14 protein-coding genes are annotated in these 13,288 nt (G+C 59.7%); 7 read left to right on the plus strand and 7 right to left on the minus strand.

The window, feature by feature from the left end; all coding sequences use genetic code 11:
* Nucleotides 1-36: 36 nt before the first annotated feature.
* On the minus strand, nt 37-2,265 hold the full coding sequence (locus ACYZUM_RS16085; RefSeq protein ID WP_108183324.1) for a polysaccharide biosynthesis tyrosine autokinase: 2,229 nt from the start codon (nt 2,263-2,265) through the stop codon (nt 37-39).
* 38 nt (nt 2,266-2,303) lie between these two features.
* Nucleotides 2,304-2,744, minus strand: a complete 441-nt coding sequence (locus ACYZUM_RS16090) for a low molecular weight protein-tyrosine-phosphatase (protein WP_108183325.1) — start codon at nt 2,742-2,744, stop codon at nt 2,304-2,306.
* Between the two features lie 291 nt (nt 2,745-3,035).
* Between ACYZUM_RS16090 and ACYZUM_RS16095 the strand changes: the two genes are divergently transcribed.
* On the plus strand, nt 3,036-3,986 hold the full coding sequence (locus ACYZUM_RS16095; protein WP_108183326.1) for a glycosyl hydrolase family 5: 951 nt from the start codon (nt 3,036-3,038) through the stop codon (nt 3,984-3,986).
* 207 nt (nt 3,987-4,193) lie between these two features.
* Nucleotides 4,194-5,120 carry a transaldolase gene (tal, locus tag ACYZUM_RS16100; protein WP_108183327.1) on the plus strand — a complete coding sequence of 309 codons (927 nt, stop codon included), beginning with the start codon at nt 4,194-4,196 and terminating at the stop codon, nt 5,118-5,120.
* 215 nt (nt 5,121-5,335) lie between these two features.
* Here the strand turns inward: tal and rssC are convergent, their stop codons facing one another.
* On the minus strand, nt 5,336-5,818 hold the full coding sequence (rssC, locus tag ACYZUM_RS16105; protein ID WP_003226553.1) for an anti-sigma factor antagonist RssC: 483 nt from the start codon (nt 5,816-5,818) through the stop codon (nt 5,336-5,338).
* Nucleotides 5,815-6,999, minus strand: coding sequence for a two-component system response regulator RssB (rssB, locus tag ACYZUM_RS16110; RefSeq protein ID WP_108183328.1), 1,185 nt, complete (start codon nt 6,997-6,999; stop codon nt 5,815-5,817). The genes rssC and rssB overlap by 4 nt, the downstream gene beginning before the upstream one ends.
* Nucleotides 7,000-7,273: 274 nt before the next feature.
* On the opposite strand from rssB, the gene ACYZUM_RS16115 reads away from it, so the two are divergent.
* Entirely contained in the window at nt 7,274-7,573 is a 300-nt protein-coding gene (locus ACYZUM_RS16115) for a PilZ domain-containing protein (protein WP_095668728.1), read from the plus strand.
* Nucleotides 7,574-7,624: 51 nt separating this feature from the next.
* On the opposite strand, the gene ACYZUM_RS16120 is transcribed toward ACYZUM_RS16115, so the two are convergent.
* A complete protein-coding gene (locus ACYZUM_RS16120; RefSeq protein WP_041074007.1) occupies nt 7,625-8,314 on the minus strand; it encodes an MlaA family lipoprotein in 690 nt (229 codons plus the stop codon).
* A gap of 198 nt (nt 8,315-8,512) precedes the next feature.
* Between ACYZUM_RS16120 and ACYZUM_RS16125 the strand changes: the two genes are divergently transcribed.
* On the plus strand, nt 8,513-9,133 hold the full coding sequence (locus ACYZUM_RS16125; RefSeq protein WP_108183329.1) for a phosphatase: 621 nt from the start codon (nt 8,513-8,515) through the stop codon (nt 9,131-9,133).
* Between the two features lie 108 nt (nt 9,134-9,241).
* Complete coding sequence (locus ACYZUM_RS16130) at nt 9,242-9,505, plus strand: DUF4404 family protein (protein ID WP_041074003.1); 264 nt, start codon at nt 9,242-9,244, stop codon at nt 9,503-9,505.
* A 97-nt stretch (nt 9,506-9,602) separates the two neighbouring features.
* On the opposite strand, the gene queF is transcribed toward ACYZUM_RS16130, so the two are convergent.
* Together queF and copI are read right to left on the minus strand one after the other, a co-directional pair.
* The gene (gene queF, locus ACYZUM_RS16135; RefSeq protein ID WP_108183330.1) at nt 9,603-10,433 is read right to left on the minus strand and encodes an NADPH-dependent 7-cyano-7-deazaguanine reductase QueF; all 831 of its coding nucleotides are present in this window, start codon (nt 10,431-10,433) and stop codon (nt 9,603-9,605) included.
* 61 nt (nt 10,434-10,494) lie between these two features.
* Nucleotides 10,495-11,028 carry a copper-resistant cuproprotein CopI gene (gene copI / locus ACYZUM_RS16140; RefSeq protein ID WP_108183331.1) on the minus strand — a complete coding sequence of 178 codons (534 nt, stop codon included), beginning with the start codon at nt 11,026-11,028 and terminating at the stop codon, nt 10,495-10,497.
* Between the two features lie 155 nt (nt 11,029-11,183).
* Between copI and ACYZUM_RS16145 the strand changes: the two genes are divergently transcribed.
* Together ACYZUM_RS16145 and ACYZUM_RS16150 are read left to right on the plus strand one after the other, a co-directional pair.
* Complete coding sequence (locus ACYZUM_RS16145) at nt 11,184-11,864, plus strand: heavy metal response regulator transcription factor (protein ID WP_108183332.1); 681 nt, start codon at nt 11,184-11,186, stop codon at nt 11,862-11,864.
* Nucleotides 11,864-13,213 (plus strand): heavy metal sensor histidine kinase, encoded by a 1,350-nt coding sequence (locus tag ACYZUM_RS16150; protein WP_108183333.1) that lies wholly within the window; start codon nt 11,864-11,866, stop codon nt 13,211-13,213. The genes ACYZUM_RS16145 and ACYZUM_RS16150 overlap by 1 nt, the downstream gene beginning before the upstream one ends.
* Nucleotides 13,214-13,288: the final 75 nt, after the last annotated feature.

Below are 13,288 nucleotides of genomic sequence, written 5' to 3' on the forward strand. Positions count from 1 at the left end.
CACCCACTTTCATGCCTGTTGGAACGTCCCTGAATCTCAGGATTTGTCCGACGCGTATTCGTAGTTGTAATAGCCGTAGCTGCCATTGCCGTAATAGCTGGCAGCGCGCTTTTCGACGCCGTTGAACACCGCGCCCTTGAGCTCGATGCCGTTCTGCGCGAAGCGGCGAATGGTCGCTTCAATTTCCTTGGCCGGGTTTACTGCAAACCGGGTGACGATCAGGCTGATGCCGGCTTCACGTCCGACAATCGCCGCATCGGTCACTGCCAGCAGGGGCGGCGTATCGATGATCACCACGTCGTAGCGCTGACTCAGCTCGGCGAGCAGATCGCGGAAGTTGGCGTGCATCAGCAGCTCGGAAGGGTTCGGTGGAACCTGACCACGGCTGATGAAGTGCAGGTTGTCGATTTCCACCGTGTTGATCGCCTGCTCGATGCTGCAGCGCTTGACCAGCAGATCCGACAGGCCATTGGCGATCGGCACATTCAGCGTCTTGTGCAGGTGGCCCTTGCGCATGTCGGCGTCGATCAGCAGCACGCGCTGACCGCTCTGCGCCATGACCGCGGCGAGGTTGGAGGAGACGAAGGTCTTGCCGACCTGCGGGCTGGGGCCGGAGATCATGATGCGGTTGTTGGTCGAATCCAGCGCGGCGAAATGCAGGCAGGTGCGCAGGCTGCGGATCGACTCGATGGACAGGTCGGTCGGGTTGCGCAACGCCAGCAGATAGGCCGGTGTTTCAGCGGTGATTTTGGCCCGGCCCTTTTTCGTGTCCTCGTCGCGCTGCAAAGCGCTGTAAGGAATCGAGGCGTACACCGGCAGCCCGAGCTGTTCGATGGCTTCCGGCCCTTCGAGGCCTTTGCTCAGGGATTTGCGCAACAGCACCAGCGCCACGCCGACAAAGGCGCCGAGGAACGTCGCGATCAGCACGATCAGGGCTTTTTTCGGTTTGACCGGGCTGCTCAGGTCGACATCCGCCGGGTCGATCAGGCGCACGTTGCCCACCGCACCGGCGCGGACGATGTCCAGCTCCTGGGATTTGTTCAGCAACTGCGTGTAGATCTGCGAAGCGACTTCCACATCGCGGGTCAGGTTGAGCAGCTCCTGTTGCGTCGCCGGTAGATCGCCGACCTTGCCTTCCAGCGATTTCTGCTGCTGGGTCAATTCGCCGATCTGCGACATCAAGGCGCGATAGGCCGGATGCTGCTTGGTGAATTTGCGATCCATTTCCGCCTGCTGCATTTTCAGCTCGGAAATCCGCGTTTCCAGCGCCACGGATTGGCCGAGCACCGATTGGGTTTCCAGGGAAATGTTCACGGTCTTGCCGTGGGTCTGGTAAGCGTTCAGCGCGTCGCTGGCCTTGGCCAGATCACGCTTGACCTGCGGCAACTGGCTTTGCAGGAACGCCAGGCTTTGCGCCGCTTCCGCCGAGGTCCGACGTACGTTCTGATCGACGTAGAGCGCGGCGATCTTGTTGAGGATTTTCACCGCCTCGGCGGCGTCGGCGCTGGCCAGCGCCAGGCGGATAATCCCCGACTCTTTACCTTGCTCGGAGATATCCAGCGCATCCTGGTAACCCTGAATGGTCACGATCCGTGGATTGCGCACCACTTCGAAACGGGCACCCGGGTTGGCTTGCAGACGTTCGACCAACCCCTCGACGCCGTCCTGCGCGAAGGCTTCGCCGGCGACGCCCTCGACCAGCAGGTTGTCATTGTCATCGAGCAACTGAAAGTGCTGTTGCTCACCTGCAATCAGGGTGAGCTTCTTGCCCAACAGTTCTTTGGGCAGATCGAGCCGGGCGAATTCTAGACGCTCGCCGCCCCAAGCGTAGCTGTTGAAGCCAAAACGCGGCGGTGCCACGCTGGACTCGGTTTCACCGCGATAACGCCGGGCGAGAAAACCGCCGATGACCGGGAAGGTGTTGGGGGTGACGTCGATGTCCAGGCGCAGGTCGTCGACGGTTTTGCCGATCACCGCGCGGGATTTGATGATGCCGATTTCGGTCACCGACGGCGATTGCCCACCGAGCATGCTGCTGAGGTCGGAAAAGCCGAGCATGTCGTTCTTTTTCGGTTCGACCTGCACCAGCGCGTTCGCCAGGTACACCGGCGTCGCCAATACCGCGTAGGCAACGCCGGCGGCCATGAAGGCACCGGTGAATGCACCGATCAGCCATTTCTGGTCGATCAAACTGCCGAATATGCCGAGAAGATCAATACTGTCTTGATCGTTATCACGGTTGGCGATTACTGACGGTAACTGCATAAGTCTTTCTTACCATTCACTGATCTGAAGAATATTCATCAATGTCCGAGGCGCTGCGCCCACGAGCTAACAGCATCTTCAATCAATGCATGGGCATGAATAAAAGCGGCCTTACCTTGACGATACGGATCCTGTATTTCTCGTTCGCTCTGCCACTTGCCAAGAAGAAACACTTTGCCTCGGGCGTGCGAAGCAATCTTCAGCACCTGATTCACATGTTGTTTTTCCATGACCAGAATCAGGTCTGATGCATTGACGATATCGGTCGTCAATTGCCGCGCCTTGAACCCCTCGGCGCTGTGCCCGTGGTCTTCCAGCACCTGGCGTGCCGAGGCTTCCATGCCTTCGCCGACTCGCGCTGCGAGGCCTGCGGAAGTCACGGAGATGGTTGAGGGGGTCAGCGCGTTGCGCAGCAGAAGTTCTGCTGTCGGACTTCGGCAAATATTGCCAACGCACACAACCAGGATATTTCTGAACAAGGTTTACTTTCCTGTGTAATATCATTCTGCCAACATCTAGTGCGAATCTTAATGAACCCACTAGATCATCCTGCACTCAGAAATAGATTCGCCCTGTTAGTACCAGCGTATTAAGTACCACAGCCTCAAAAGCCGCCAAAACACAATTAACGGACTAAAAATAACTGTGATTTTCAGGTCTGGTTTTCCTGACAAAAAATAACATTGGCGCACTTAGTGCCATTGTCAGTTTCGAAACAGTTATCTCGAGATACCTTTTCGCCGTTGTCACTTCTCACCCGGAGAACCGACATGAAATCAGCCCATCTCAAACCCCTGAGCGCCCTGACCCTGTTACTGCTGGCGGCAACCGGCCAGTGCCAGGCCAATGAACTGTTCCCGGCATTGCCCGCCAATAAAACCATCGGGGTTCAGGTCAAAGTCCAGACCTTTTCCGCTGCGGACGCCGAGCGCGTCAAAGCCACCGGCTTCAGTTTCGTGCGTTTTGGCGTATGGACTGACAGCCTGCCCAGCGCGGCCTACCAGAAGCAGATCAGCGATGCCTTCGCCGTGGCCCGCGCTGCTGGTCTTCCGGTGCTGATGACCCTGCGCGCGACCAAGCCGTTACCGGCCAATGATCTGGCGAACGCGGGGGTCGCGTATGCCAACGCGCTGACCAGCCTGGCAGCGACCTATGGCTCACAACTGGTGGCGATCGAGTTGTGGAATGAACCGGACCTCGGCACCTACTGGCCGACCGGTAACTTCGACACGACGTTCGTGCCGTTCATGAGCGCGGCGTGCAAGACCCTGCAGGACAAGCCACCCGCCGCCCCGGTGATCGGTTTTGGTTTTGCCCGGCCGCCAACGGCCGGCTCGGCGTCGACGGTGGCACTCAACCGAATCGTCAGTGAATACCCCAAATGCCTCAACGCGGTTTCCTACCATCCGTACGGCATGACCGGTACACAGATCAGCAACGCCCAGGCGTTTATCCAGCAGAACTTCCATCTGCCGGGGGTGATCAGCGAATGGGGCATCTCGGCGCTCGCCTCCAACGGCGGGATTGAGGGTCAGGCCAGCAAAATCAGCGCATTCGTGGCCGATATCAAAACCCGCAACATTGCCCTGACCTCGATCTACGAGTGGAAAAACAGCGACACCGGCAGCAATGACCGCGAGAAGAATTTCGGTCTGTTGACGTCCGATGGCCAGCCGAAACCGGCAGAAACTGCGGTCAAAACCCAGCTGAGCCAGCAATAACCTCCATCAATGTGCTCAAGGGGCGCTGGCCGTCAGTTGCTTTGAACCTGCGGCCGATTTTGGCATCGTATTCATCGATACCGCGCCCCACCCTTCAAACAGCCGTTCTCAGGTTGTTGCCGCCGGGGAACCCGTTACGCCTTGATGCCCTTGAGTGGCCGTCAGCGCTCGGGTAATGTCGTCAAACCCACAGGACAGAGCACACCCATGACTTCCAAGCTGGAACAACTCAAACAGATGACCACCGTGGTTGCCGACACCGGCGACTTCGAAGCGATCGCCCGGGTCAAGCCGGTCGACGCCACCACCAACCCTTCCCTGCTGCTCAAAGCCGCTGCCATCCCGGCTTACGCCGAGCTGCTGAACGCTTGCGTCAGCGACTGCAAGGGCGACGTGGGCCTGGCCAGCGACCGTTTCGGCGTCGCCGTCGGCCAGGAAATCCTCAAAGTGATCCCGGGCCGCATTTCCACCGAAGTGGATGCGCGCCTGTCGTTCGACCAGGACGCCGTGCTCAAGCGTGCGCATCGCCTGATCGAGCTGTACGACAAGGCCGGCATCGGCCGTGACCGCGTGCTGATCAAGATCGCGTCGACCTGGGAAGGCATCCGCGCAGCCGAGATCCTCGAAAAGGAAGGCATCCAGACCAACCTGACCCTGCTGTTCTCCTTCGCTCAGGCTGCTGCTTGCGCTGACGCCGGGGTGTTCCTGATCTCGCCGTTCGTGGGCCGCATCTACGACTGGTACAAAAAGGCCAACGGCAACGACTACACCGGTGCCGATGATCCGGGCGTACAGTCGGTCACCCGCATCTACAACTACTACAAGGCCAATGATTACAAGACCGTGGTCATGGGTGCCAGCTTCCGCAACCTGAGCCAGATCGAGCAACTGGCCGGCTGCGATCGTCTGACCATCAGCCCGGACCTGATCGACAAGCTCGCGGCAGACACTGGCAAACTGGAGCGCAAACTCGCCCCGGGCCACGCCGGCGAAGCGCGCCTGAGCCTCAGCGAAGCGCAATTCCGCTGGCTGTCCAACGAAGACGCGATGGCTACAGAGAAACTGGCTGAGGGCATCCGTCAGTTTGCCCGTGACCAGGAGAAACTTGAGGCGCTGCTGCAGGCCAAACTGTGATCTGAGCGGTTGAAATGCAAAAAGGGCGAACCCGGTTGGGTTCGCCCTTTTTATTTATGCAGTGCCGGAAGATTCATCGTCTGGAATGACGCCTTCGCGGGCAAGCCCGCTCCCACAGGGTCAGGTGTGGAATGAAGATCTCGGGTTCACTCAATCACTGTGGGAGCGGGCTTGCCCGCGAAGAGGCCGGAACAGACAACCTCAACCCCAAAGAATCAGTGTCTTTCGAGGGCGTTCACCAGGTCATGGAAGGCTTCACGGTTGGAATCGTTCAGCCCCATGAGGATCTTGTGCGCTTCAAGCACCTTGATCCGCACCACTTCTTCTGACTGGTCCTGATCCGGCAGGTCGTCCAGGCACTCGGGGCACGGCACCGGGTGGTTGACGATGTTGAACACCTGCTCGAAGCCCATCGACTGCAGCAGCCGGGTGATGTCTTCGTGGGTGGTGACGACGGTCGGCAGCAGGCCGACCTTTTGCCGCGACAGGATCGACAGCTTGGCCAACAGGCCAAGGGTGGTACTGTCGATGCTGCGGGTTTCGGTCAAATCGATCACGATCGCGTTGAAATTCAACGCAGTGAAGATTTTCTCAATAGTCGCATCCAACGCCGAACACAGGGTCAGGCGAACTTCACCGACGAACTTCAGGACGAAGGTGCCGTCCTGCTCGGCGAACTGGATTCTACCGGTACTCATTGAAGGTTCCTGCTCAACACCAACAGGGCGATATCATCCGGCATCTCCCCTAGCGTGGCCAATCCAAACACTTGCCGCAGACCATCCAGGCTGCCGCCCGCCGACTTCACCCGTTGTGGCAAAGCGGCTTCTTTTTCCTTGAGCGTAGGTTCTGGCAACAGATCCAGAATACCGTCGGACATCAGCGTCAGGCTGAACGTCGATGGCAGCTCAAGCACGTGATCTTCGTAAGTGGCCTCGTTGAAAAGGCCCACCGGCAAACCGCGGCCTTCGAGGTAACGAACACTGTCAGGCGTGTACAACACAGGCAACGGCAGATGGCCGCCGATGCTATAGGTCAACAAACCGGTCTCCTCGTCGATGACTCCACCGACCATTGTGACGTGTTTGCCCAGCTTACAACTGATCAGCCCCCGGTTGATATGACCAAGGACTTCCGAAGGCTTGAATTCCGGCAATGTGCCGTTGCGCTTGGATTCGAACAGCAAGCGCGTGGTCATGAACTTCAGCAGCACGGTGACGAACGCTGAAGAGGCACCATGCCCCGACACGTCGGCCAGGTAGAACGCCACCCGACGCTCGTCGACGCGGAAGTAGTCGACAAAATCACCCGACAGGTACAGCGACGGGATGATCTGGTGGGCAAACTGGAACTCGTCGATGCGCCACGGGCTTTCCGGCAGCATGTTCATCTGCACCTGGCGACCGGCGTTCTGGTCTTCCTGCAGCAGGTTCAGGCTGGCTTCAAGCTCGCGGTTGGCCTTCTCCAGCTTCTCGCGGTAGCGCTGGTTCTCCAGCAGCAGGCGCGCACGATCCAGCGCGCGACGCACCGAGTGCTCGAGCACGGCCAGGTCTTCAAGAGGCTTGATCAGGTAGTCCGCCGCACCCAGGCGCAGCGCCTCGACCGCGTCGTTCATCACGCCGGCACCCGAAACGACGATCATCGGCGTTTGCGGTGACCGCTCGGTGACCTGACGGATGAGTTCGAGACCACCCATCTGCGGCATGCGCAGATCGCAGATGACCAAGTCGGGCTTGTCTTGCTCGAATACCTGAAGACCCTGTTGGCCGTTGCTGGCCTGCAGGACGCTGAAACCACTGTCTTCCAAATAGGCCGCGAGGCTCGCGCGCACTACTTCGTCATCATCGATTATCAGCAGCGTGGCACTGGTTTTTGGCATGTGGGCAAACGGCGCCAGAATTAGGTTGGCGTAGCAGGCGGGGCATCGGCCCGGCTCAGACTACTGGATTCGCTTTCTAGCCTCTCTGCTGCACCGCTTTCGAGCAGTGGCCCGGAACGCGATTGCACCAGAGGTGCCCTTCTAAGGCGCAGACGGTACTCCCATCCGCGGGGCGTTTCAAGCATGCGCCGATGGTCGCTTGACGACTTTACTTGTCAAATCACCGAGAGTTATAAGAACCGCTCAAACCGTAACCCAATGGAAGGTCAAAACCATGAGTCAAACCGGTCGGGACTACAGCGAAAAGCGTGATTTCATCCGCATGCGGGTCGATGCCGATGTGGTGTTGATCCATGAAGGTGATGAGGTATCAGCCGTGTGCATCGACCTCTCGAGCAGCGGCATGCAGGTCGAAGCGCCGCGCCAGTTCGCGGTTGGCGACCGCTTGAGTGTGCGCATCGACTCCGATCATGCCGCCTTGAGCGGGCTGGAAGCGGAGACCGAAGTGGTCTGGGTCAAGGCCCAGGATGGCGACAGCCAGAAACTCGGCCTGAGCATTCTGAAGATGAAATAAGCGCACACAAAAAAGGCGGCCTCACGGGCCGCCTTCTGTCATCGGTCGAGATTAAAAATCATCTTCGACGTGACCATCCTTGACCTTGAACTCGCGGTTCTGCAGGTAGGCGTTGCGGATGAAGGTGTACTTGTCGCCGCTGATCAGCTTCTCGCTCGACAGCAGGCTGGCACGGGTGTCGACGATGTTCAGGCCGAACACCGAGTTACGTACAGGCACGTCGTTGATGTAGCGGTACGGACCGGTGTAGCTGTCGACGTACTTCGACGGCGCATCACGCAGGGTGCTCGGGCCGAGCAACGGCAGCATCACGTAAGGGCCGCTGCTGACGCCCCAGTAACCGAGGGTCTGACCGAAGTCTTCATCGCTGCGATTCAGGCCCATTTTGGTGCCGACATCGAAGAAGCCCAGCAGGCCGAACGTGGTGTTGAAGATGATGCGCGCGGTATCGACACCAGCGGCTGCGGGCTTGGCCTGCAGAATATTGTTCGCCAGGTTGGTGACGTCACCGACGTTGCGGAACATGTTGTGGATGCCATCTTCAAGGAACTGCGGCGTCACGTACTCGTAGCCCTGCGCCAGCGGCTTGAGCGCGTAGGTGTCGACGAAGTCGTTGAACTGGAAGATCGGGCGGTTGACGCTTTCCCAAGGGTCTTCTTCCGTTGCAGCATTGGCGGCGAACGGAACCAGCAAGACGCTGGCACATACACATAGCTGAGCGAGAGGATTGCTCCAGCGCATAGAAAAGCTCCTTGGATTCGTACTGGCGCGGGCACCGTCGGCCCAAGCGTTAAGACCGCTAGTATAAGCGCAAAAGCCGTTTTGGGCAGTCTACCTGTCAAGAGTAATGCAGGACGTTTCCAGAGAGCGCCTTCACACACCTGTCATCCAGCTGTCACCGATGTCGCCTAACCTCGTGACTATTTCAGGGACGTTGCCATGACCCACGCTGAAGCCTTGCCTGTCGCCGCGCCCGGCCTGACCGCCGTGCTGTTCGGACTCAGTGGCTGCCTGGTGGATTTCGGTGCCCGTGCCCGGCAACACGCCAGCATGCTGCCCGAGCACGCCGACGCCACACCCGGCGCCCTCGACAGCCTGCTCAGCCTGCAGCGCCAGGAGATTCCCTGTGCGTGGATCGATGAGTTGCCCCCTGCCCTCGCGCACCCTTTGGCGGCCTCGCTGCCGGCGTGGATCAAACCGACGCAATATTCAGCAACAAACAATCCATGGCCCGCGCCGAATGCCTGCTGGCAGGCGCTGATGGGCTTGAACGTCAGCCGTCTGGATGGCTGCGTGCTGGTCAGTGGCGAGCCGCGCCTGCTGCAAGCGGGCCTCAACGCCGGGCTGTGGACCATTGGCCTGGCCTCCTGCGGCTCGTTGTGCGGCCTGTCGCCGAGCGAGTGGCAAGCCTTGAGCCAACAGGAACGCGAACAGCGCCGCGGCAAGGCGACCCTGCAGTTGTTCAATCTGGGCGTGCATTCGGTGATCGATCATCTGGGCGAACTCGACACCTGCCTGGCTGACATCAACCTGCGCCGCCTCAAGGGCGAAAAGCCCTGACCGGGATCATGCAGGTTGCAGCAGAGTGGATTAATCTAAAGGTCAGCCATAGACCTTTGGCGCGCGGCTGCGGTCAATGCCAGTGCCTCTTGATAAAAGGAAACCACCATGCCCGCCCAAGAACTGCAAAAACAACTCGACACCCTGCGCGAGCAACTGGAGCAGAATCCGCCGCTGTCCGAAGCCGAGCGTGAAGATTTGCATGCGCTGATGGCGCAGATTGAAACCGAAATCAAACTGGAAAGCGCCACCCAGGACGCCAGTATCGCCGATGGCGTGAACTTGGCGGTTGACCGCTTTGAACTCGAACACCCGGCCATTGCCGGCACCCTGCGCAATATCGTCAATGCGCTGGGCAGCATGGGGATCTGATTCCCGGGTATCCCAAAAAAGCAAAAAGATCGCAGCCTGCGGCAGCTCCTACAGGGAATCTCATGTAGAAGCTGCCGCAGGCTGCGATCTTTTGATCTTACTGACGGACCAGTCGGTGGTTCGGCAGTTGTACCGTTTCAGTGCTGCGATACGGGTTGATATCCAGCCCGCCGCGGCGCACATACCGTGCAAACACCGTGAGCTTCTCCGGCTTCAGCAAACGCTGCAGGTCGAGGAAGATCCGCTCCACACACTGCTCGTGGAAGTCCGAGTGCTGGCGGAAGCTGACGATGTATTCCAGCAGGCTCGCGTGATCCAGCGCCGCGCCACGATATTCCACGACCACGCTGCCCCAGTCTGGCTGGCTGGTCACCGGGCAGTTGGATTTGAGCAGATGGCTGTGCACGCTCTCTTCGACAATCCGCGAATCATCGCAACGCAGCAGTTCCGGACGCGGATGCTCATAGTTGCTGACGCTGATGTCCAGATCGTCGATGCACACGCCCGGCAACGCCACGACGCCTTCGGCTTCGACCTCTTTCAGGCTGCGTACGCGCACACCGACCGGTTTGCCGGCAGCGGCCGACAGGTCCTTGACCAGCGTCGCTTCCAGGCTGGCGATGTCGGCAAACGGCGTCTGGTTCAGCGAGTTCAGGTACAACTTGAACGACTTCGACTCGATGATGTTCGGCGAATCCGCCGGAATGCTGAATTCACCGATCGCCACCACCGGTTTGCCCGACGGCAGCAGCCACGACAGTTCGAAGCAGTTCCAGAAATCCACACCTTTATATGGCAGGGTTTCGGCGGTCAGGCCCAGTTCGGTCCATTTAGCGGTGCGCGGAATCGGGAACAGCAGTGACGGCGTGTACGTGGCGATGTATTCGCTGGATTTGCCCAGCGGCGAATGTTCGGCTGCGGGATGCATGGCGGAAACCTGACTGAAGAATCAGCGGATTCTATCAGCCTTTGCGCCCGTCTTTGAGTGCTTACTGACTGACAGTCAGTTTGCCGACCATGCCCGCCTGGTAGTGCCCGGGAATATTGCAGGCAAATTCCAGGTTGGTGGCCTTGCTGAAGGTCCAGGTCAGCTCGGCGGTCTTGCCCGGCTCGACCAGCACGCTGTTGGGGTCGTCGTGCTGCATGCCGTGGCCCATGCTGCCGTGATCCATGCCCGCCATGTCGTGGGACATTTCTTTCATGCCGGTAGGCGTGAGCATGCCGCTTTGCTGCATCTGCAGCATTTCCTGCTGGTGTTGGGCATGCATCGCCGCATCACCGAGGTTGAATTCGTGCAGTAACTGGCCTTTATTCACCAGGACAAAGCGAACCGTCTCACCGGCCTTGACCTGAATTGCCTTGGGGTCGAACGACATGTCGTTCAGTACAACTTCAATGCTGCGGCTGGCCTGCGCCGCCGGGGCTGGCTGGCCGAAGTCATAGCTGTGTGCGGGCGCGGCCCAGACAGGTGAACTCAACGCCAGTAAACAGGCGGCGACGGCCAGAGGGTTGCGCAAAAACATAGTCATACTCCAACAAGAAAAGGTTCAGCCTGTGGGAAACTCTAGCCCGCCCGCGCTGGCAACTACCTGACAGGCAGATTACAACTTTGTCAGGTTGGCGCGCGCCGTCTGTTCCCACGGTATAACGCTTTCGTTTCTCTATATCCGAGTCGCCCATGAAACTGCTGATCGTCGAAGACCAACCGAAAACCGGCCACTACCTGCGCCAGGGCCTGACCGAGGCCGGGTTCAACACGGAACTGGTGGCCGACGGCGTAAGTGGTCAGCAACTGGCGTTGAGCGGTGATTATGCGCTGCTCATCCTCGACGTGATGCTGCCCGGGCGCAGTGGCTGGCAGATTCTGCATGCGGTGCGCAGTGCCGGACTCGACACGCCGGTACTGTTTCTCACCGCCAAAGATGCAGTCGAGGATCGGGTTCATGGCCTCGAACTCGGCGCCGACGACTATCTGGTCAAACCGTTCGCCTTCTCCGAGTTGCTGGCGCGGGTGCGCAGCCTGCTACGCCGGGGCAGTGCGACACCCCAGGAAACCAGCCTGCAATTGGCCGACCTGCGCCTGGACCTGATTCGCCGCCGGGTCGAACGCAGTGGCCAGCGCATCGACCTCACCGCCAAGGAATTCGCCCTGCTGGAAATGCTCCTGCGCCGTCAGGGTGAAGTGTTGCCGAAATCGTTGATTGCCTCGCAAGTCTGGGACATGAACTTCGACAGCGACACCAACGTGATCGAAGTGGCGATCCGTCGCCTGCGCCTGAAGATCGACGATGACTTCCCCAACAAACTGATCCACACCGTGCGTGGCATGGGTTACGTGCTTGAAGAGCGTCCAGCCTGATGCGTCGCCTGTCGCTGAGTTCTCGTCTGGCTCTGCTGTTTGCCGCTTGCACCGCCGTGGTCTCGCTGTTCGCCGGGGTACTGTTCAGCCGCGCCAGCGAGGCGCACTTCATTGAGCTCGATCAGCAATTGCTGGATGGCAAACTGATCGGCCTGCGCCGGGCCTTGCAGGATGTGCAACCCGCTCAGCGTGAGGCGCGGCTGGCGGATGAGCTGAGCCGCCAGGCCGATCTGGCGCTGCGTATTACCGGCAGTGACGGTCAGCGCTGGTACGACAGTTCGACGCAGATCCCTACGGAGTTGCCGAAACAATCCGGCCTGTCGACCATCAGCCATGACGGCGCCGACTACCGCGTGCTCAACGCCCCGCTCTACCCGGACAAGTCCGATACACCACAACTGACGCTGCTGCTGGATATCACCCACCACCAGCACTTCCTGCAACGGATGCAGCATCTGATCTGGCTGACCGTCGGGCTGTCGGCGCTGGCCACCGCGCTGCTCGGCGCCTGGGCGGCGCGCAGCGGCTTGCGTCCACTGCGGCGCATGAGTGCAGTTGCCCGTGGGATTTCTGCACAATCGCTCAATGCGCGGCTGCCGGAAGCGCAAATGCCGCCGGAGCTGGCAGAAATGGCCCACAGCTTCAACGCCATGCTCGGACGCCTCGATGACTCGTTTCAGCGGCTGTCGGCGTTTTCTGCCGACATCGCCCATGAACTGCGCACACCGCTGTCGAACCTGCTGACCCACACCCAGGTCACCCTCACTCGCCCGCGGCCGCTTGAGGATTACCGCGAAGCCCTGCACAGCAACCTCGAAGAACTGCAATGGATGGCACAGCTGGTCAACGACATGCTCTATCTGGCCAAGGCTGACCATGGTTTGCTGATGCCCAAGCGTGAGGTGCTGGAGCTGGCGGATGAGAGCGATGTATTGCTGGAGTTTTTCGCGCCACTGGCCGAGGACGCACGGGTGACGCTGAGCCGCGAAGGTCATGCGCGTATTGAAGGCGATCGCAGCATGCTGCGCCGGGCCTTGTCGAATCTGCTGGATAACGCGCTGCGCTTTACTCCGGTGGCGGGCAGCGTACGCCTGTCCATCGTCGATCAGCCGCACGCGGTGCAGGTGTCGGTGGAGAACAGTGGCGAAGAGATTTCGGCAGAGCTGTTACCACGGCTGTTTGACCGGTTCTATCGCGCCGATCCGGCGCGACAGGAAGGCAACAGTGAGCATGCGGGGTTGGGGCTGGCGATTACCCAGTCGATCGTCCGGGCGCATGGTGGACAGATCCGTTGCGAATCGGCAGAGGGGTGGACGCGGTTTGTGATCGAGTTGCCGAAGAAGGATTGAGGCCGGCAGTTCCGGCCCCATCGCGGGCAAGCCCGCTCCCACAGGGTTTTGTGTCGTTCACATAATGGTGACTCA

Source organism: Pseudomonas sp. m6p (assembly GCF_055760375.1).